This window comes from Paenibacillus luteus (assembly GCF_006542765.1).
GTDB classification, from domain to species: domain Bacteria; phylum Bacillota; class Bacilli; order Paenibacillales; family Paenibacillaceae; genus Pristimantibacillus; species Pristimantibacillus luteus.
Window position 1 is genome coordinate 50,416 of the sequence record NZ_SKCD01000024.1, and the last position, 21,232, is coordinate 71,647.

At 47.4% G+C, this 21,232-nt stretch carries 17 protein-coding genes; 11 read left to right on the top strand and 6 right to left on the bottom strand.

All coding sequences use genetic code 11. The features are described 5' to 3' along the window. The 4 genes from E0496_RS19465 to E0496_RS19480 all read left to right on the top strand — a co-directional run bounded on the left by E0496_RS19465 (window position 1) and on the right by E0496_RS19480 (window position 3,388). Complete coding sequence (locus E0496_RS19465) at window positions 1–846, top strand: ABC transporter permease (RefSeq protein ID WP_141503522.1); 846 nt, start codon at window positions 1–3, stop codon at window positions 844–846. Between the two features lie 38 nt (window positions 847–884). Beyond that, entirely contained in the window at window positions 885–1,907 is a 1,023-nt protein-coding gene (locus E0496_RS19470) for an ABC transporter ATP-binding protein (RefSeq protein WP_141503523.1), read from the top strand. Then, the gene (locus E0496_RS19475; RefSeq protein ID WP_141503524.1) at window positions 1,894–2,805 is read left to right on the top strand and encodes an ABC transporter ATP-binding protein; all 912 of its coding nucleotides are present in this window, start codon (window positions 1,894–1,896) and stop codon (window positions 2,803–2,805) included. The genes E0496_RS19470 and E0496_RS19475 overlap by 14 nt, the downstream gene beginning before the upstream one ends. A 151-nt stretch (window positions 2,806–2,956) precedes the next feature. After that, window positions 2,957–3,388, top strand: a complete 432-nt coding sequence (locus tag E0496_RS19480; RefSeq protein ID WP_141503525.1) for a hypothetical protein — start codon at window positions 2,957–2,959, stop codon at window positions 3,386–3,388. 817 nt (window positions 3,389–4,205) lie between these two features. On the opposite strand, the gene pepT is transcribed toward E0496_RS19480, so the two are convergent. The 4 genes from pepT to E0496_RS19500 all read right to left on the bottom strand — a co-directional run bounded on the left by pepT (window position 4,206) and on the right by E0496_RS19500 (window position 8,266). Then, window positions 4,206–5,438, bottom strand: a complete 1,233-nt coding sequence (gene pepT, locus E0496_RS19485) for a peptidase T (RefSeq protein ID WP_141503526.1) — start codon at window positions 5,436–5,438, stop codon at window positions 4,206–4,208. Between the two features lie 97 nt (window positions 5,439–5,535). Next, window positions 5,536–7,059 (bottom strand): DHA2 family efflux MFS transporter permease subunit, encoded by a 1,524-nt coding sequence (locus tag E0496_RS19490; RefSeq protein ID WP_141503527.1) that lies wholly within the window; start codon window positions 7,057–7,059, stop codon window positions 5,536–5,538. A gap of 2 nt (window positions 7,060–7,061) precedes the next feature. Then, window positions 7,062–7,598, bottom strand: coding sequence for a PadR family transcriptional regulator (locus tag E0496_RS19495; RefSeq protein WP_141503528.1), 537 nt, complete (start codon window positions 7,596–7,598; stop codon window positions 7,062–7,064). 239 nt (window positions 7,599–7,837) lie between these two features. Then, the gene (locus E0496_RS19500) at window positions 7,838–8,266 is read right to left on the bottom strand and encodes a MarR family winged helix-turn-helix transcriptional regulator (RefSeq protein WP_141503529.1); all 429 of its coding nucleotides are present in this window, start codon (window positions 8,264–8,266) and stop codon (window positions 7,838–7,840) included. Window positions 8,267–8,385: 119 nt separating this feature from the next. On the opposite strand from E0496_RS19500, the gene E0496_RS19505 reads away from it, so the two are divergent. After that, window positions 8,386–8,973 carry an NAD(P)H-dependent oxidoreductase gene (locus E0496_RS19505; RefSeq protein ID WP_141503530.1) on the top strand — a complete coding sequence of 196 codons (588 nt, stop codon included), beginning with the start codon at window positions 8,386–8,388 and terminating at the stop codon, window positions 8,971–8,973. Window positions 8,974–9,160: 187 nt separating this feature from the next. After that, a complete protein-coding gene (locus tag E0496_RS36050; RefSeq protein ID WP_241674888.1) occupies window positions 9,161–14,635 on the top strand; it encodes a metallophosphoesterase in 5,475 nt (1,824 codons plus the stop codon). Between the two features lie 114 nt (window positions 14,636–14,749). Here the strand turns inward: E0496_RS36050 and E0496_RS19515 are convergent, their stop codons facing one another. Continuing rightward, window positions 14,750–15,601, bottom strand: coding sequence for an SDR family NAD(P)-dependent oxidoreductase (locus E0496_RS19515; RefSeq protein ID WP_141503531.1), 852 nt, complete (start codon window positions 15,599–15,601; stop codon window positions 14,750–14,752). Window positions 15,602–15,611: 10 nt separating this feature from the next. Then, complete coding sequence (locus E0496_RS19520; RefSeq protein ID WP_141503532.1) at window positions 15,612–16,007, bottom strand: MerR family transcriptional regulator; 396 nt, start codon at window positions 16,005–16,007, stop codon at window positions 15,612–15,614. Window positions 16,008–16,249: 242 nt separating this feature from the next. Between E0496_RS19520 and rlmN the strand changes: the two genes are divergently transcribed. The 5 genes from rlmN (at window position 16,250) to E0496_RS19545 (ending at window position 21,207) form a co-directional block, all read left to right on the top strand. Beyond that, window positions 16,250–17,326, top strand: coding sequence for a dual-specificity RNA methyltransferase RlmN (gene rlmN / locus E0496_RS19525; RefSeq protein ID WP_141503533.1), 1,077 nt, complete (start codon window positions 16,250–16,252; stop codon window positions 17,324–17,326). 224 nt (window positions 17,327–17,550) lie between these two features. Further along, the gene (locus tag E0496_RS19530) at window positions 17,551–18,390 is read left to right on the top strand and encodes a YitT family protein (RefSeq protein WP_141503534.1); all 840 of its coding nucleotides are present in this window, start codon (window positions 17,551–17,553) and stop codon (window positions 18,388–18,390) included. A 256-nt stretch (window positions 18,391–18,646) separates the two neighbouring features. Next, window positions 18,647–19,126 (top strand): transcription elongation factor GreA, encoded by a 480-nt coding sequence (greA, locus tag E0496_RS19535; protein WP_141503535.1) that lies wholly within the window; start codon window positions 18,647–18,649, stop codon window positions 19,124–19,126. 32 nt (window positions 19,127–19,158) lie between these two features. Further along, window positions 19,159–19,716 (top strand): pyridoxamine 5'-phosphate oxidase family protein, encoded by a 558-nt coding sequence (locus tag E0496_RS19540; RefSeq protein ID WP_141503536.1) that lies wholly within the window; start codon window positions 19,159–19,161, stop codon window positions 19,714–19,716. A gap of 294 nt (window positions 19,717–20,010) precedes the next feature. After that, complete coding sequence (locus E0496_RS19545; protein ID WP_141503537.1) at window positions 20,011–21,207, top strand: ParM/StbA family protein; 1,197 nt, start codon at window positions 20,011–20,013, stop codon at window positions 21,205–21,207. The last annotated feature ends 25 nt before the right edge of the window (window positions 21,208–21,232 follow it).

Here is a 21,232-nt window from a genome sequence, read left to right on the forward strand (position 1 = left end):
ATGAATCGGAATAAATGGAGCAATGTCATCCGCGAGCTGCTGGCGAACAAACTGGGTATCACCGCCTTTCTATTTTTGCTGGTTATTGCTTCTGCGGCGGCTCTTGCGTTTCTCTCTTCAAAGGACCCAAATCAAATTAACGTCTTAGATCGGCTTAAGCCGCCAGGTGCAGGGCATTGGTTCGGAACGGATGATTACGGAAGGGACTACTTGGCTAGGGCGCTTTATGGTGGTCGTGTCTCCCTAATGGTTGGTTTCGTTTCGATGGTCTTTGCAACGAGTATCGGTGTGGCGGTTGGTGTCATTAGCGGTTATTTCGGCGGGCTCATTGACAGTTTGCTCATGAGGCTGCTGGAAATCGTTATGTCGATTCCATCCTTCCTCATCCTTCTGCTGCTAAGCGTTTATTTAAAGCCTAGCGTAGGCAATATTATCGTTATTATTTCTTTATTGATGTGGATGAACATTGCCCGTATTATTCGGGCGGAGACGATGGCGCTGAAAGAACGTGAATATGTCATGTATGCCAAGGCATCAGGCCAAAGCTCATTCGGCATAATTATCAAACATATCATACCAGGCTTAATGTCCGTTGTTATCGTTAGTGCTACAAACAATATCGCATCGGCAATTATGATGGAATCCTCGTTAAGCTTTCTGGGATTTGGCGTCCAAGCTCCGAATGCGACTTGGGGCAGCATGCTGAACGGAGCGCAAGGCTATTTGGCCCAAGCGCCATACTTAGCTATATTTCCGGGCGTATTAATTTTTCTAACGGTGCTTAGCTTTAACGTTCTCGGCGATATTTTGCGAGTGGGCTTTGAACCGAAGCTGGGTAAACGTTAACCGTCGTTGTGCGGCGGCATGAAGGAGTGTGAAGTACGATGGCAAAACGGCTGCTGACCGTAGAGGATTTAAAGGTTTCGTTCCATACTCGGGACGGGCAAAATCAGGCGGTGCGAGGCGTCGGCTTTCATGTAGATGCCGGCGAGACCGTCGGCATCGTTGGGGAGTCAGGCAGCGGCAAGAGCGTGACTGCGAAGGCCATTATGGGGCTTATTCCCCCGCCAGGGCAAGTGCTTGGAGGCGAGATTCAGTTCCGCGGCGAAAGTTTGAACAAGCTGCCGGAGAAGAAGTGGCGCCAGCTCAGGGGCAACCGAATCGCTATGGTGTTCCAAGACCCGATGACTTCTTTGAATCCGGTTAAGAAGATTGGATTCCAAATGGCCGAGGTGATCCGCAGGCATCGGGGACTTGGCAAGGAGGAATCGCTCCGAGAGGCTGTAGAGATGCTGCGAAAAGTAGGTATTTCCCAGCCGGAGCGCCGCGTTAATCAATACCCGCATGAATTCAGTGGCGGTATGCGCCAGCGGGTGATGATTGCCATGGCTCTTTCCTGCAGCCCGGAGCTGCTCATTGCGGACGAACCGACGACAGCTCTCGATGTAACCATTCAAGCGCAAATTCTTGATCTGCTCCACGATTTGAAGGAACAATCGGGTACAGCGGTCGTCCTGATTACACATGATTTGGGCGTCGTTGCTCAGGTGTGCTCCCGCGTCATTGTGATGTACGGCGGAATGGTTATGGAGGAAGGTACTGTCGAGGATATTTTCTATCGCACGGGACATCCGTATACGCAGGGCTTGCTCCGCTCGCTTCCGAAGCGCGGTGGCACGGGCCGGGAAAGGCTTGTACCGATTGAAGGATCACCTCCGGATCTGATTGATCCACCGACAGGCTGTCCTTTTATGGAGCGTTGTCCTTATGCGTTCGCTAAGTGCAAGGAGCTGCCGCCAATGTTCGAGTTGGCGGACGGTCACCGCTCTCTCTGCTGGCTTCTGGATGGGAAGAGTACGCTTGAGGGTGCACTAGCGGAAGGGGGGCTGGCGAATGAGCGACCATAACATTCTTGTGGATGTACGGAATTTGAAGAAGCATTTCTCTAAAGGGACCGATTTATGGGGGCGCAGCACAGAGGTGCTGAAAGCCGTGGACGGCGTGAGCTTCCAAATTCGCAAAGGGGAAACGTTCGGGCTGGTAGGCGAGTCCGGAAGCGGAAAGTCGACAGTCGGGCGATGCCTTATCCGATTGTATGATTATACGGAGGGCGAGGTTTATTTTGACGGGCATGACTTGTCGAAGCTGGGTGATAAGCAGTTGAAGCCATTCCGGCGGCGAATCCAAACCATCTTTCAAGATCCTTACTCATCGCTAAACCCAGGTATGAACGTGCTCGATTTGATCGGCGAACCTATGAATATCCATGGCTTGTACAAGAAGGAAGAAGAGCGCAAAGAAGTCGTCTCCGCTCTGCTCGAGAAGGTGGGACTGAAGAGGGAGCATCTGTATCGTTATCCCCATGAGTTCAGCGGAGGGCAGCGCCAGCGGATATCCATTGCGCGAGCGTTGTCTGTACGGCCGGATTTTGTCGTATGTGACGAGCCAATCTCAGCGCTCGACGTATCCGTACAGGCGCAGGTGGTCAACATGCTGGAGGATTTGCAGGCTGAATTTGGCCTAACCTATTTGTTCATTGCCCATGACCTGTCTATGGTGCGCCATATTTCAGACCGCATTGGCGTTATGTATGGCGGGCGCCTCGTGGAGGTGGCGGATAGCGACGAGTTATACGATAACCCGCTGCACCCCTATACGAAGGCGCTGTTGTCCGCAATCCCGATCCCCGATCCTAGAGCGGCGAGGGAAAGAAGCGCGTTTAAGTATGATTTTGAGGCGTCTGGTGACAAGCAGCACGCAGAGCTAAGGGAAGTAAGTCCGGGGCACTTTGTTGCAGATCATTAATAAGGGAGAAAGTTTCGAAAACTATGGTACGGAACATTAGTTAGGGAGTAATTCCCGAACACTTTGTAGCGGACCGTGAATAAGGAAGTAAATCCCGGATAGTATATTGCATACCGCTAATAAGGAAGTAAGAAAGGAAGGAGGTTGAAGCATGGAGACGAACAATCTGGTAAAGTTATCCCAATGGGATGCGCTGCTACTCGAAGGACTTAGGGCGCTAGGATGGTCTGACGAAGTCGTGCTGCGCAGAGTTAAAGAGGCCGATTTACCTTCTGACGAGAGCATGTACCACTTTGATTATCAGGAATTGGCGGCATTTGCCGCGGCAGAGCCTGAGACATTTGAGAGAGCGGTAAAGGAAGGTTACGCGATTAAATACAACACCGTCCGCGGTATCCGCTCATGGATCGCGGTCGCTTATGGCAAGGAGCCTGAGCTAGTACTCGAGGAAGGCAACGAATCGGTGCTGGTTGTGCTTACGCCTTCGGAAAAGGAACGGCTAGCAGCCGTTCTATCCTTCGGCTGGGCGATTCGCGAGGAGCAAGCAGGCACGTTATACCGTATCGAGCCTATCCAAAGATAAGCAGAAGAGGTTATCGGAGGTTGTCACCATGGGTGACAACCTCTTTGCTATTCCTTTTTCTTATTCGAATACGGAATGCATGAAGGACGGGACGCCACTTTACTCTCTCATGAGTCTAGCAAAAGGTTCTGTTGAAGCGTGGAAACTTTGGTTTTACAGTACAAGTAGCCTTATTCGGCTCGAATTCGGCATTTTGGCGATCATTGAGGGGGACGTGGGACTAAATAGGTCTACTTTTTAGATCTAAACCTTCCAATATTGCACATTTGACCAAATTAGATCTGAAAAGTAGCCTTATTCGGCTCGAATTCGGCATATTGGTGGTCATTTTGGAGTCGTGCGACTAAATAGATCTATTTTTTAGATCTAAACCTTCCAATATTGATCATTTGAACAAAATAGATCTAAAAAGTAGGCTTATTCGGCTCGAATTCGGCATTTTGGCGATCATTGAGGGGGACGTGGGACTAAATAGGTCTACTTTTTAGATCTAAACCTTCCAATATTGCTCATTTGAACAAAATAGATCTAAAAAGTAGGCTTATTCCTCTCGAATTCGGCATATTGGCGGTCATTGAGGGGGTGCGCAATACCATAGTTTTAATTTTAAACTTATTTCGAGCAGGTTCAGTGTTTAAACGGTATGAGATGAAATGGGGTGAGGAGGAACCTGTGGTTACTGCCTTTCTTCGACACGGAGCCGACTCCCGAATGACAAGAAAAGGAGCTGCCCATGCAGGCATGAAGCCTGATGAGACAACCCCATATAAGGCCGACTATGCGCCATCGTTTATCGCTACATTAACTCGCCAAGTAACTAGGCTTTTTGCTCATAGAGCTTCACGATTTCAAGGATAGTGTTTACAGCCTTTTCCATATTGTCTACAGAGACGTATTCGTAGCGGCCGTGGTAGTTCTCGCCGCCAGTAAATAGGTTTGGCGTCGGCAGGCCCATGTAGGATAGCTGCGAGCCATCCGTACCGCCGCGAATCGGTTGGATTAATGGCTTAATTCCAAGGTTTTCGAGCGCTTGCTGAGCGATGTCCACGACTTCCTTGACGGGTTCGATTTTCTCGCCCATGTTGAAGTACTGGTCTTTGATTTCAAGCTCGATCCGATGCTCGCCGTATTTAGCTTGCAGATCCTTCACGATGCTGCTAAGCAACGCTTTGCGTTCTTGAAACTTCGTGCCGTCGTGATCGCGGATCAAATAACGAAGCTGGGTCTGTTCGACGTCGCCCTCAATGGACGTGAGATGGAAGAAGCCCTCATAACCTTCCGTGAGCTCAGGCACCTCATCCGCAGGCAGCCTGCCATGGAGCTCCATAGCAATTTTGGCCGAGTTGACCATCTTACCTTTTGCGGTGCCAGGGTGTACGTTTTTGCCTTTGCAAGTAATGAGCGCGCCAGCTGCGTTAAAGCTCTCGTACTGAAGCTCGCCTAGCGGGCCCCCATCCATCGTATAAGCGTAGACGGCATCGAAGGCAGCTACATCAAACTTGTGCGGACCTCTGCCGATTTCTTCGTCCGGCGTAAAGGCTACACGGATCTTGCCGTGCTTCAGCTCGGGATGGCGGATCAAATGAGCCATAGCCGTCATAATTTCGGCGATACCAGCTTTGTCGTCTGCGCCGAGCAGCGTAGTGCCGTCGGTTGTAATCAAGGTATGGCCTTGATAACCGGTAAGCTCAGGGAACTCTTTTGGCGACAGGATGATATTCAATGCTTCGTTCAAAATAATATCCTGCCCATCGTAGTTTTCAACGATCTTCGGCTTTACATTCGTACCGGTAAAATCGGTAGCCGTATCGATGTGGGCAAGAAAGCCGATGGTTGGTATGTTCTTGTCAGTGTTGGCGGGTAGGGTAGCCATCACATAGCCGTTATCATCAATCGTAATCTCCTGCATGCCAATCGAGGCAAGCTCTTCTACGAGCATGCGGGCTAGCACCCATTGTCCCGGTGTTGAGGGGCAGGTCTCGCTGCTATCATCCGATTGGGTCTCTACTTGCGCGTATTTAATAAACCGGTTCATAATCTCCGTTTTCATCGTCGTTACTCAGCTCCATTGCTTTTATTTTTATAGGGTAAATTATAATACAAAAGAAGCGGCATCCCAAATGATGCCGCTTCTTCCTATTGCCTATTTAAACATGAGAGGCAGCAGTTGGCTGATTTTTCACGGAGGTCAGTCTGCTCTTGCCTACAAAGATGGCTGTAACGAAGCCAAGGCCGCCAACACAAATACTAAGTATGAAGCCATGGTTAATGGCCGTGCTTAGCGATTCTTGCAAAAATCGACGAATGTGCGGCTCCATTTCACCGCCAGCGCGCATGAGCAGTTCCGGATTAGCTAATGTGCTGATTTTATCGGCAGGAATGCCAGCTTGTTCCGCACCATCCGAAATCAGCCTAGTCAAGTTGCCATTGACAATCGTTGCCATGATGGAGGCTCCCAATATACCGCCAATATTGCGCCAGAAGCCAACAATGGAGGAGCTGACACCCATATATTTCGGGTCAACATTAGCGGCAATTGCGCTTTGCGCTACGCTCATTAAGGGGCCAACTGCTCCGAGTCCGAGCAAGATCATTAGCACAATCATAAATCCGCTCGAAGCATCCGGTCCTACGTTAGCAAGCAGGGAGGCTACGATGATGGTCATGAGCATCGTGAAGAGCATGAGGGTACGGAAGGCAAATTTGGATTGCAAAAATCCGAACAACATTGCTCCTACAATCAAGGATGCCATCATGGGCGTCAGCACTCCGTTCGAATTCGTGTGACCGAGCACCCCGATCGTAAAGCTGGGCAGATACGTAATGGCCGAGAACATGATTACGCCCTGACAGAAACAGAGGATGCTCGTTCCGAGAACCATCTTATTTTTGAATATGCCAAGCGGCAGCACCGGCTCGGCAGCTCGCAGCTCCACCAATATAAATAAAGTACCAATAACAGCAGATGTAACAAAAAGGCCAATCACCTGCCAGGAATTCCATGCATAATCTTTGCCGCCCCATTCGAGCGCCAGCATTAAAGAGATTGTGGTCATCATGAGGAACAGCGTTCCTAAATAATCGATTTTCGGTTTGCGGTCGGAACGGGTTTCTTTAAGGGCAATCATCAATACGATCATAGAAGCCAAGCCGATCGGAACATTAATGTAAAAATTCCATCTCCAGCCCATATGCTCAGCAATGAAACTGCCAAGTTGTGGCCCCGCAACGGAGGAAAGTCCGAAGATGGCGCCAAATACGCCGGACATTTTCGCAGCATCCTTCGGATCTTTAAATATTGTGTAGATAATGGTGAAGCTGATCGGAAAAAGCGCCCCGGAGCCAATTCCTTGAATAACGCGGAACCAAATGAGCTGATCAGCGCTTTGTGCAACACCGCATAGGGCAGAGCCGAGAAGAAATAAGCCAATTCCGATCATATAGAACATTTTCCGGCCGAACAGGTCCGACATTTTGCCGAAGACAAGCATGGTGCTCGTTGCCGCTAGCATATAGGCCGTAAATACCCAGCTGACCTTGTCAAAAATGTTAAAATCCTCACTAATTTTGTTGACACAGGACGCCACGATGGTATTGTCGAGAGATGACATCAACAAGCCGAGCGCCATCGCTAGAATTATAAGCTTGTTATTTGAACCGGTGCTTGCCATGGCTATGCTCTCTCCTCTTGTTCTAATTGTTCCATGCGCACCAAGCCTTCTTGAAGGGTCTCAAGTTTGGCTGTGTACTCTTTGATTCCTATTTCGATGCAAATAATGTGAGCAGGGTGCATGTCAGCTTTGTAAATGGCATATTTCTTGCTCAGCTCCTCCAATTGTTTTCTAGTGTGCTCTTCTGCTTGCTTGAGCCAAGCGATGACGAGATCATTCCCGACAAACTGGCCAAAATAAAGCCGCATCAAAAAGTCTGATTTGATTGAATCCGACTCCATAGGGCTATGCAAGTAGGAATGGAATTGTTGTTTGCCGTGTTCCGTAATCGTATACACGTTTTTGTTCGGCTTGCCCTCCTGAACGACATTTTCCTTCGTGAGCAGTTCTTCTTTCTCCATCCGATGAAGCATGGGATAGATCGTTCCATAGCTGGAGCTGTAGAAGTAAGCGAAAATATCCTCAAATAATTGTTTGATTTCGTAGCCGGATAATGATCGCTTCATAAGCATGCCTAAAATAACATCTTGACTGTTCAAATACGTACCTCCTCCATGCTATTCAAAGAAATAGGGCGTCTTGGCTTCATCTGTATTTTTCATGTGCTGCGATTTGTAATATATCACTCCAATATATATCGTGTCAATATATAAAAATGGATGATCTAACCAAATTAACTTTTTTGTCTTAATTATGCGTTAGTCCAAAAACACCAAAAAGCCCCTGAATAGTTCAGGGGCTCCTCTTGCCTGCAAAAGGAATGGCTTCACGTTCATCCTCAGTAAAACACCTTGCGATGCAGCAGTTCAAGCGCGTCTGCCAGCTCCTGCAGCTCCTTCGCCGATTGCTGCTCAATCCGCTGCGCGAAACGAGCTGCTATGAACCCGAAAGCCTCGCCCATCATCGCTTCGCCTTTTGCGGAAAGCCGAATAAACTGCTTGCGCCGATCCTCCTCATCGGTTACTTTCTCGCATAACTCTTTATCGGTTAGCTTCTTCAGCTCCCGGCTCGTATTCGGCATTGACATTAGCATGCAGTCACTGATTTCGCTGATCGTAACTGGCTGGCTTACGGCAATGTATTCCATGATTTTATATTGAACGGGCGTAATCGATTTGGGTCGTATATCCTTGGATATTTCATTCGTAGTCTGATGAACAGCCGTCGTAAAGGCCACGAATTGTTGGAACATGGCTTTGTGGTCCATGGAATCACCTCTATTGACACGATAGCAAAATAGTTCTCATAAAACAATTATCATTTGACAACTATTTTATCAATATGCTACGATTTAATTATCAAATGATAAGTAAAAGGGGTTTTATTATGAACATGCTCATTATTTATACGCATCCTAACCATAAAAGCTTAAGCTATTCTTTTTTGCAGGAGGTCATTCAGGGGAGTAAGGAGAACTTGGCAATTAAGGAGGTCAAGGTATTGGATTTGTACGAGGAACAGTTTAATCCGGTCTTAATTTTTAATGAAAACAAGCGCCGTAGAGACATGCATGCCGACCCTCAACTGGCCCAATATAGGGAGCAGCTGACGTGGGCCGACAAAATTGTGCTGGTATACCCAATTTGGTGGGGGCGTCCGCCGGCTATGCTTATGGGTTACATTGATCAGATGTTTGCATCCGGCTTTGCCTATAAGGATAAAGGCGGAATGCTGCCGGAAGGACTGCTGAAAGGGAAATCGGTTGTTTGCATTTCGAGTATGAAAGGACCGACGCTGTACCCGCTATATTGGTTGTATAATGCGCACAAGGTCTTGATGCGGAAAGCGTTGTTCAACTATGTTGGCATTAAAAAAGTAAAGTTTTTTGAGTTTGGCAGCATGGAGAGCCCAAAAGGCAAGCATGCTCAGAAGCTGCAGCGAATTAATCACTATTTTAAGACAGTGAGCAGTTAATGTCGCGATTTTATGCTATTTTTACAGGTTTACGCTCCTTATGAAATTTAAGTATGGCAGCCTAAAATAAACCTTCTTTTTTTACAAAACCTTCACGCTGCGAAAACAGAACAATAATATCTTCTTGTTATGATGGGCCAGTCCGGTAGAGCCGGAAGAGTCAAATTCATTTACAAAGGAGATTATTATGAACAAGGTTTACAACCGGTTATTATCTATTCTGTTATCTTCGGCACTATTGCTAGGTATGTTCGGCGCAGCCGCACCGTCCTCGGTATCGGCAGCTCCAGCGGATGAGCCCGTTGTCTTATTGCCAGGAAATTCGGAGTGGAAATATTTCGATAAAGGCGTCAATCAAGGAACAGTATGGCAATCTACTTACGATGATTCGGCTTGGAGCACAGGCAGTGCGCCTTTCGGATACAAGGATTCGGGAGCAGTGATCAGCACAGCGCGTTTCGGCGCTTTGAAGACCGTTGTTGATTACGGCGGCGATAAAAAGAAAAAGCATCGGACGACTTACTTCCGTCAGATTCTAAATGTGGATGCAAATGAAATTGACGAGTATGGCCAATTGCTGGCTACTTTCGCGATTGATGACGGTGCCGTCTTTTATGTAAACGGAACGGAAATCAAACGCTTCGGCTTGCCGGAAGGCGAGATCACGTACAGCACGCTTGCTACATCAAGCAAGGACTTACCGGTCCTTTACGAGGCTGTTGACCTGACAGCTGAATTAAAAGCAGCGCTTCACCCAGGCGACAATGAGCTGGCGGTAGAGGTTCATCAGCAAAGCGACAGCAGCTCGGATCTATATTTTGATATGGAGCTAGCAGCGCTTCACAAGGCGCCAGCCATTGAAGCTAGTAAGGTGACGGTTACTTTTAACGGTGATCCGGTCAGCTCCAAAGGATTTACCTGGTACACGCCGCTTGCTTCTACTCGCAGTGATTTGCAGGTGGTAGAGAAATCGGGAAGCACAGCTGATTTTACAAATGCAGCCCTGTTTACGGGTACAACTACCGTTTCGAAAAATTCAAACGGCGAGCATGTGCATAAGGCAGAAGCTTCTGGCCTTAAAGCAGATACATCTTATTTCTTCCGTGTTGGCGACCAAAGTCTGGATGTATGGAGTGAGACGGGAACGTTTCAAACCGCACCGATTGGCGGAGCATTTTCCTTTATTGATCTAACTGATACGCAAGCAAAAGAAGAAGACGAAGCGATTCTTTCGGCAGCAACGCTTTCCAAAGCGCTGGCTACAGTGCCAAATGCCAAGTTTATCGTGCATAACGGCGACGTTGTAGAGAACGGCAATTCAGAGCAAGAGTGGAATTGGCTGCTTGGCCATTCGCAAGCGAGCTTGCTGAACACCACGCTCGTTCCGGCAGCCGGAAACCACGAAGATGATAGCTATTCTTTTATCGATCATTTTAATGTGAAAACTCCTGAGAATGCAGCTACGGAAACGGGAGCGTACTATTCTTATGATTACAGCAACGCGCATTTTATCGTATTGAACTCTAATGAGAACTCTACCGAATATGCTAACTTCTCGGTTGAGCAAGTAGAATGGATGAAGAAGGATGTAGAAGCTGCGAAAGCAGCGGGTGCAGAGTGGATTCTTGTTAATATCCATAAAGGTCCGTACACGACTTCCAACCATGCAACGGATAGCGACATTATTGGCACTAACGGCGTGCGGAACAAAATCGCGCCTCTGATGAATGAGCTGGGCATTGATTTTGTATTCCAGGGCCATGACCATATCTATGCCCGCACCAAGCCGATCAAAAGCGATGGCACTGCGGAAGCGGTTGAAAAAATTACAGAATCGATCAACGGAAAAACGATTGAATATGCGGTTAAGCCAGATGGAACGATTTATTTAATTCCGGCGACTGCAGGAGCGAAAGTATATTTCAAAAATACGAAAACACAGCTTGGCGATGCCTACTTTAATCTGTTTGAGCTTGCTGATGAGAACCATGCAAGAAAATATGGCGACACGACTAGCCTTGCGCGTGGTCATGTACAAAACTTTGTCGGCGTTACGATCGACGGCGGCAAGCTGACGGCCGTAACCTATGAAATCGACAAAAACATTAACAATGGCGTTCCGTTCATAATTGACCAATTCGGAATTGTTAAAGAAACTAAGCCAGATTACAGCAACGAGAAAATCAGCAAGGTGACCGTTACGTTTAACGGAGATACGAAAAGCGCTAAAGGTTTTGCATGGTATAGTTCCCTCCTGCTTACAGGAACAGATCTTCAGGTAGTTGAGAAAACAGACGCAGCGGCTGACTTCAACCATGCGTTGACGTTTACTGGACGCTCAAGCGTATCCTCGAACTCTGTGAACGAGCTTGTTCATAAAGCGGAGGCAACTGGCCTTAAAGCGAATACCGCTTATGATTTCCGCGTCGGCGATGCGGCACTGAATATTTGGAGCGAGAAGGGTACCTTCCGCACGGCGCCAGAGAGCGGAGCATTTACATTTATTGATTTGGCGGATACTCAAGCGAAGGAAGAGGACGAAGCGAAGCTATCGGCTGAAACGTTGGCAAAAGCGCTTATCCAAGTACCAAACGCACAATTCGTTGTGCATAATGGTGACATTGTAGATACGGGAACAAAGGAAGAGCAGTGGAACTGGCTGCTTGGCAATTCCCAAACCAGCTTGCTGAACACGACAATCGTTCCTTCAGCAGGTAATCATGAAGATAAGAACAACGCTTTCTACGAGCATTTCAACATCAAAGAAGCGGAAAATTCCGCAACGATAACCGGTGCTTACTATTCATATGATTATAGCAACGCACATTTTGTTGTGCTCAACTCTAATGAAAATTCGGAGGAGTACGCAAACTTCTCGGTGGCACAAGTGGAATGGCTGAAGAAGGATGTGCAGGCTGCGAAGGCAGCAGGTGCGCAGTGGATCATCGTTAATATCCATAAAGGCCCGTATACCACTTCAAACCATGCAACGGATTCCGATATTATGGGCGCTAACGGGGTGCGTAACAAAATAGCTCCGTTAATGGCTGAGCTGGGTATCGACTTTGTTGTTCAAGGCCATGACCATATCTATGCGCGTACGAAGCCGATCCAAAAAGATGGAACAGCTTCAGCGCCAGAGAAAATTACAGAAACGCTGAACGGCGAGAAAATCGAATATTCCGTTAATCCTGACGGCTCGATCTATGTAATCCCTGCTACAGCAGGACCGAAGGTTTATTACAAAAACGCAAAACCAGAGCTTGGCGATGCTTATTACAGCCTCTTCGAGCGTGCTGAAGAGAACCATGCTGCCAAGTACGGACCAGACCCAAGCGACAGCAAGCGCCCGATGCGCAGCCAAGTGCAAAACTTTGTTGGCATTACGATCGACAGCGGCAAGCTGACGGCAGTAACGTATGAAATTGATCAAAACCAATACAATGCTGAGCCGTTTATTGTGGATCAATTTGGAATTATTAAAGAAACAAAACCAGACTACAGCAACGAGAAAATCAGCAAGGTGACCGTTACGTTTAACGGAGATACGAAAAGCGCTAAAGGTTTTGCATGGTATAGTTCCCTCCTGCTTACAGGAACAGATCTTCAGGTAGTTGAGAAAACAGACGCAGCGGCTGACTTCAACCATGCGTTGACGTTTACTGGACGCTCAAGCGTATCCTCGAACTCGGTGAACGAGCTTGTTCATAAAGCGGAGGCAACTGGCCTTAAAGCGAATACCGCTTATGATTTCCGCGTCGGCGATGCGGCACTGAATATTTGGAGCGAGAAGGGTACCTTCCGCACGGCACCAGAGAGCGGAGCATTTACGTTTATTGACTTGGCGGATACGCAAGCGAAGGAAGAGGACGAAGCGAAGCTATCGGCCGAAACGTTGGCAAAAGCGCTTATCCAAGTACCAAACGCACAATTCGTTGTGCATAATGGTGACATTGTAGATACGGGAACAAAGGAAGAGCAGTGGAACTGGCTGCTTGGCAATTCCCAAACCAGCTTGCTGAACACGACAATCGTTCCTTCTGCAGGTAACCATGAAGACAAGAACAACGCTTTCTACGAGCATTTCAACATCAAAGAAGCGGGAAATTCCGCAACGATAACCGGTGCTTACTATTCTTATGATTACAGCAACGCGCATTTTGTTGTGCTCAACTCTAATGAAAATTCGGAGGAGTACGCAAACTTCTCGGTGGCACAAGTGGAATGGCTGAAGAAGGACGTGCAAGCTGCGAAGGCGGCAGGCGCGGAGTGGATCATCGTAAATATTCATAAAGGTCCGTATACCACTTCAAACCATGCAACGGATTCCGATATTATGGGCGCTAACGGGGTGCGTAACAAAATAGCTCCGTTAATGGCTGAGCTGGGTATCGACTTTGTTGTTCAAGGCCATGACCATATCTATGCGCGTACGAAGCCGATCCAAAAAGACGGAACAGCTTCTGCGCCAGAGAAAATTACAGAAACGCTGAACGGCGAGAAAATCGAGTATTCTGTTAATCCTGACGGCTCGATCTATGTAATCCCTGCTACAGCAGGTCCAAAAGTTTATTACAAAAACGCAAAACCAGAGCTTGGCGATGCGTATTACAGCCTCTTCGAGCGTGCTGAAGAGAACCATGCAGCTAAGTATGGCCCAGATGAAAACGACAGCAAGCGCCCGAAGCGCAGCCAAGTACAGAACTTTGTTAGCATTACGATCGATGGCGGCAAGCTGACGGCAGTAACGTATGAAATTGATCAAAACCAGTACAATGCTGAGCCGTTTATCGTGGATCAGTTCGGAATTGTGAAGAAGAGCGTTACAGACCCAGGAACAGATCCTGGCACTAACCCGGGCACAGACCCAGGAACAGACCCAGGAACAGACCCAGGAACAGACCCAGGAACAGATCCTGGCACTAACCCGGGCACAAACCCAGGAACAGACCCAGGAACAGACCCAGGAACAGATCCTGGCACAAACCCAGGTACGAATCCGGGCACAACAAATCCAGGTACAACCAATCCTGGAACAACTAATCCTGGAACAACGAACCCAGGGACTACAAATCCAGGAACAACCAACCCTGGTACAGGCAACGGTGGAGGCAGCACGCCATCCGTTAGCTTGACAGACATCGCCAGCCACTGGGCTGCGTCTGCCATTGAACAAGCGGTAGAAGCGGGCTTCGTGAAAGGTTATGAAGACAATGCTTTCCGTCCGAATAAAGGCGTGAACCGTGCCGAGTTTATTACGATGCTGGCTCGCGCGCTGAAGCTTCCTGACACAGGCAAGACCATGGATTTCAAGGATGCTGGCAAGATCCCGGCATGGGCGCAATCCTTTGTTTCACAAGCTGTAGAATCAGGCATCATCAGTGGTTATCAGGATGGTACCTTTGGCCCTGAGAAAGAACTGAACCGTGCCGAGATGGTTGCGATGATCGTTCGCGCCAGCGGAATCAAGGTTAATCCGGATGCCAAGCTATCCTTTGCGGATACGAAGAACATTCCGGCATGGGCTGTACCTTATGTAGCAGCAGCCGTTGATGCTGGACTGGTTAGCGGCGTTGGCCAAAACCGTTTTGCACCGATGCAGGTGGCTACAAGAGCCGAGTCGGTAGCGCTCATTATTGGGCTGCTTAACAAAACAAAGTAAGCTAAATAGTGTAGATTCTAAACTGAAGCCTGCAAGCTTCGCCAATCCGGCGTCGTTTGCAGGCTTCTTTCATTCGAGGAGTAACGTATGGCTTGATAAGGCCAATAATGTTATCTAAACACTTCCCATGGAGAACTCTTGTTGGTAGATGAAATGGACTTTCTCAAGCACGTTCTGGCTTTGATCCGCAAATCGCAGCGGAGTCGTCTTTCCTTTGTTAAGGAAGACGCCTGTCATTTCTTTTGCATTGCCTAGCGCAGCTTCGTATAAACGGGAGGCACCTTTGCTTGGATGGGAGAAAAACAAATTTCGAATCGGAATCATGTACCGCGGCATCCCAGCATTTTTGGTCATTGTGGTTTTGTTTCCTCCAGGGCAGGCGCTCCTCAATCGAATTCCTTCTGTAAGAGCTGACAAAGCGGCTTCTTGTGTCCAGAGGGAAAGAGCTAACTTGCTGGCTGCATACGGACCAACAAGCTTCTTAAATGTAGCGGGGCTATCCAGTGTCTTGAAGTCAAACTGTTTCAGAAACAACAATGCGTTTGAAGAGGTGTTGATCACTGTTTTCATCGTTCCCTTAAGCAAAAGTGGTTTCAGCTCCAAGTAGACGAAATAAGGGACTACGGTATTCACCTCAAAATGCATCTCGCGGCCCTGAAGCGAATAGTTTCGTTCACCTAAAGATACCCCTGCATTATTAAAGATTACGTCAATGTATGGCTCCTTGCTTTTGATTTGGTTCAATGCCGTCTTGAGAGCCTTGAAGTCGGCTAAATCGGCTCTGTACATTCTCAGCTGCTTCGTTTGTAAGGAGCTGGCAATGAGCGGGTCGTCACTCGTCAGGCTGGAGCGAATCAGAGCGAGAACTTGCCAGCCTTCAGCCAGCAAGCGCTTGGTTAGCTCCAATCCAACACCAGAGGCCGCGCCTGTAACTAGTGCTACTTTCGTTTGATTAATATTGGTCATGTTCGTCTCCTCATCTATGATTCATCGGCTCATCAGGTCCACTTAGTAGGGACTGGTTGTTGCTTAGCTTGTGATCTATAAACTGCAAAACGCGCTGGAGTTCATCGACTTGCCGCTGGATTTTTTGTCTGTACTCCACAAACATGGCATGCAGCTCGGGCACCTTAGTAATTTCCTCTTTAAAAGAAAGCGGGACGTAGATTTTCATCTCCTCCAAGGTCATTCCTGTTTTTTTGAGACAGGTGATCAATTCCATAATGTCTGTATCCGTCGCATGATAGATGCGGTGGCCATTTTTCTTTCTTTTAGCCGGTGGAAGAAGCCCAATTTTTTCGTAATAACGAAGTGCATCCTCGGTTAGGCCCGTTCTTGCCGAAATTTGTTTAATGGTATAAGTTTCGCTCATGTTTTCACCTGCTTCTCCAAATTCGAAATATCGCCTGCTAGGCGGTGGCGTTTATATAGGAATAGGTTTATGCTACAACTTGGTGTTAACACCAAGTCAATAGGTATTTTTTATTCAAAATAAAAGCCTCTTCTCTACTTGTTTTAATGATGCAATTTTGGGACAATAATAAGCAGATTATACGTTTCGGCAGACTGGTCAAAGCAGGACTGAATTATGGCGTTTTGAAAAGAGGCTATCACATGATTAAAGAATCTATATATGGATTAACGTTTGAACAATTAACGGAATGGCTGAACGGACATGGCTTTACGAAATTCCGTGCATCCCAAGTATGGGAATGGCTTTACCGTAAACGGGTAACCAGTTTCGCTGAAATGACCGATGTGAAGCAAGAGTGCATTGCACTGCTGGAAGAGCATTTTGTTATCCAGACGCTTACGGAGCATACAAGGCAGGAGTCTGCTGACGGAACGAACAAATTTTTGTTCAAGCTGAAGGATGGCAACCTGATTGAAACGGTACTCATGAGGCATAAATTCGGACTATCGGTGTGCGTGACGACGCAGGTGGGCTGCAATATCGGCTGCAGCTTCTGCGCGAGCGGGCTGCTGGCGAAGAGCCGCGATCTGTCCAGCGCTGAGATCGTGGAGCAGATTATGCAGGCGCAAATGCATTTGGACCGTATGGAGAAAGATGAGCATGTGAGCCATGTGGTTGTTATGGGCATTGGCGAGCCTTTCGATAATTTCCAGAACATGAATGACTTTATCGGCGTAATCAAGAGCCAGAAGGGTCTAGCAATTGCGGCAAGGCATATTACGGTATCTACAAGCGGTCTTGCGAACAAAATCGTAGAGTTTGCTGATTCCGACCTGCAGGTTAACCTTGCTGTTTCATTGCACGCGCCTAATAATGAGCTGAGAACGCGCATTATGAAAATCAACAAGGCGATTCCAATTGAGAAATTGATGCAGTCGATTGATTATTATTTGGAGAAAACCAACCGGAGAATTACGCTGGAGTACATTTTGCTCAAGGATGTTAATGATCAGAAGGAGCATGCGCTTGAGCTTGCGGAGCTCATCGGGAACCGCCGCAGCTTGGCTAATGTGAATCTCATTCCCTACAATCCGGTGGATGAGCACAGCCAGTATCAACGGACGGACCGTGAAACAATCCGCGCGTTCTACGATACGCTGAAGAAGCAAGGCGTCAGCGTCAGCGTGCGCCTGGAGCACGGCACCGATATTGACGCGGCCTGCGGTCAGCTGAGAAGCAAGCAAATCAAGAAATCCAAGGAGCTTCAGCTTGGATAATATAGAAATAGGGCGGGGCGTTCCAATAAGCATAGTGCTTATAGGGAGCGCCCCTATTTTTAAAATATAAGGATGTATAAATTTGTTAGGGCGAAGATGGTTAGAGGAGGACGGTTTTATTAGTGTATTGCGTTAACGTGACAGTCTTCTGCTTCCTGACAATATCTGATAAGATGAATTTGCTATATGGCGTTATTTTTGGCTGAGAAGGGTGCATGGATACGATGAAGAAGAAGGTATTATTGGACCTGCTTATTATTATGGCAGGAGCGTTACTATTTGCGTTAGCTATCAATTTATTTGTTATTCCGAACGAGCTTGGCGAAGGCGGCGTTACCGGGATAACGATTATTTTATATTATTTATTCGGCTGGTCGCCGGGGATCGTCAGTCTTATCTTTAATTCCTTTTTGCTGCTCATTGGCTATCGGTTTCTGGACAAAAGAACGGTGGTTTATACGATTGCAGCGGTAATATTCCATTCCTTTTTCCTGGTCTTAACCGAGAGTTGGTCTATTGCATCGGATGAGATCACCGTGAATGCCGTATTTGGAGGTTTATTCGCAGGTATAGGGATCGGCATGATTATCCGGGTCGGGGGCACAACGGCGGGCACGGCGATCCTGGCGAGGCTTGCAAACAAGTACTTGGACTGGAACATCAGCTACGCGCTGCTGTTTTTTGATCTTATTGTTGCGTTCTCTTCTTACTTTATCATTGGGGCGCAGGCGCTGATGTTGACGATCATCATGCTTTATATCGGAACGAAGGTGATGGATTTTATCATAGAGGGCGTGAATCCGAAAAAAGCGGTCACGATTATATCCAAGGAACAGGATAAGATTGCCGAGCAAGTTAATGTATTGATGGATCGGGGTGTCACCGTTATCTATGGCCGGGGCTACTATACGAAAACGCCTCAGGAGATTCTTTATATCGTTATTAGTAAGCAGGAGCTAAGCCAGCTGAAGAAGATCGTCAAGGCGGCTGACAAGAGCGCATTTATTACGATCCATGATGTGCGCGACGTATTTGGCGAAGGTTTTATTGATATTTCAAAATAGTGCCATTCCCGCTTGGGATAAAGAGCCTCCTGCTTGTTTTTGAGCAGGAGGCTTGTTTTTATGGCCATCTTACGATCTTAGGAAAGGGGAAATAGTTTAGGGATATCGAAAGAATGATAGGTGATCATTGTTCCGTTTTATTGCCCAAACTGCGCACCCATATGGATAGAGAATGCGATTTGCCAGTCATCGTTCTTCGCTTATTTTCCGAATATAGAGTAAGATTAGAGCAAGAAAGCAAATGGGAGTTGTTGAAATGTCGAAAGACGAAGTGATTTTGACCAAAGAGGGCTTGGCGCAGCTGCAAGCGGAGCTTGACGATCTCAAGTATGTAAAGCGCAAAGAGCTGGCAGCCCGGATTAAGCTGGCGATCAGCTACGGCGATCTCAAGGAAAACAGCGAATATCATTCGGCCAAAAACGACCAGTCCTTTATGGAGACGAGAATTCTCATTTTGGATAAAATGCTGAAAAAAGCCCGTGTCATTGAAGAGAAAAGCTTAGATCTCTCGAAGGTGAATATCGGCTTAACCGTGATTTTGAACGATATTGAATTCAGTGAGAAGATTGAATACAAGATCGTAGGTACGGAAGAAGCAGACGTTGCCGATAATAAGATCTCTTATGAGAGTCCACTGGGCAAGGAGCTTCTTGGCAAGAGCGTAGGCAGTATTATTCTCGTCAATGCACCAATGGGCGTTATTAAATACGAGCTTCTTGAAATTAGAGCAATGTAATCATTTATACCTAAAACAAAGGGTGATGGCAGATGGGAAAACAATTTGACGCAATGCTCCCGCAGCATGAGGCGTTTATTCGCCAGCAGCATATTTTTTTCGTAGGATCAGCGCCGTTATCGGAAGAAGGACATGTCAATATTTCACCTAAGGGGCATGACTCGCTGCGGATATTGTCCCCTAACCGCGTTGCATACCTGGATTTAACGGGCAGCGGAAATGAAACGAGTGCGCATATCGATGAGAACAGGCGGGTTACCGTCATGTTCTGTGCGTTTGAGGGCGCTCCTAACATCTTGAGGCTGTATGGTACAGGGACGGTCGTACTACCCAGCTCACCGGAGTGGGAGGAGTTATATCCGCTCTTCACGCCACTTCCAGGCGCAAGGCAAATCATTGAGATTGAAGTTCATTTGGTACAGACTTCCTGCGGATATTCCATTCCTTTCATGTCCTATACAGGAGAACGGGAGACGCTGCAGCGCTGGTCGGTTCAGCAAGGCGAAGCGGGCTTGAAGAAATATTGGCAAGAGAAAAATACGAAGACCATTGATGGAATGCCAACGCCTTTAGGGTCTAATTTTATTTAATTTCATTTGCCAAACCCTGCTTTTGAAGCAGGCGGCGAAATCAGCTAATCCAACAATGAGGGGTTAGCTTATTTCGTTTTAAGGAATGGTTCCGACACTATTGCTGTACATGTGATCCAGTCATTCATAATCCGACAAAATTAGATGAGAAAAGATTAATGGGGTATGGGACTCTGGTTTGATGTAAACTAATACTTTGTATGGCAAAGTAATACTTAGGAATATGCAATGCGCGAACATACACCTTGGAAGCCAAATTTGTTTTCCAAAACCTTTTCTAGGAGGAAAGCTATTATGAATTATCATTTTTTTGTAGGCAACGACAACGGAAACAGCGAGCATGATCTGATCATTGACGGTAAATTGATTCAGCAGCCCAATGTCAATTGCACGGTGGACGAGCTCCCTTGGAGCGAGGAGCAATCGCCAGAGAGCTTTATCAAGAACTTGCAGGATCAGCTCGTCGTGACGATTGATTCGCCTGCTGCAAGGCCAGGTATGTATTATGTCGGCAAGTTCGCTCTTGAGAGCGGCGAAATATTGGACAACCTGCAAATCGGTATCGATATGAAGAGCGATATGGATCTGCCAGTGATTAATACACTTGCACAAATTGCAGCGATGGCGGTTCAGAAAGCGTATGAGGAAGAGAAAAAAATACCGGCGCAAATCGATGTTGAGGCTGATATGGCTACGGCTTTGCCTGTGACGCAGCACACGGATGAGACTTCTGCAAAGTTCGAGAAGCGTTTCACTTCCGGTACGCATCATGTGACCGTGCATTTGGGCATTCAGCGCGTTGCCGTGAAAATTGTGTTCCCGTTCGCCAAGGTTGTACCTGAAGCGACACCGGTCATTTTCACGCTTCAGAAGGATTCGGCAGGCGGCTGGAGAGAAGGCGAGATCTTTGACGATTTCCTTCAATCCTACGGCATTGAGAAGAAATTTAACGGCAGCTATTTCAAAGATAAGCGGATTCTCCATATTGATATCGGCGACGGTTCAACGGAGTATCCGATTACAGAAGGCAATAAATTTTTGCGCCAATTCGTGCACGGCAGCCACCACGGCGCTGGCTATGCCATTGAAGAAGCGCTTCAGGAGTTTAATCGCTTGATTCATTTGCCGGATAGCCCGCGGCAGTTCTTCAGTGATGTGATTAAAAACCCGAAGCATAAATATCATGCTAGAGCTCTTAAAACGTTGAAGCGTCCACTAGAGAGCCAAGTTAGACAAATTGTGCAGCATGTGAAGAAACAGCTCACAAAGGCGCGTAATGAGATTGATCTTATCTGCGTATATGGCGGAGGAAGCATCCTCATGCGTTCGGTTCTTTATCCGCAGCTTAAGGAGCTTTGTGCGGAAAGAGAAATGCAGCTGCTGTATATTCCGGCTGAGTATGCCGTGCTGTTAAATGCGATGGGGCTTGATGCGTTTGTGCGTGGCAAAATTTACGAAGCGCTGAAAAACAAGGCGGTTCAGCCTGCATAACAAATCAGCTCGATCAGGGGCATAA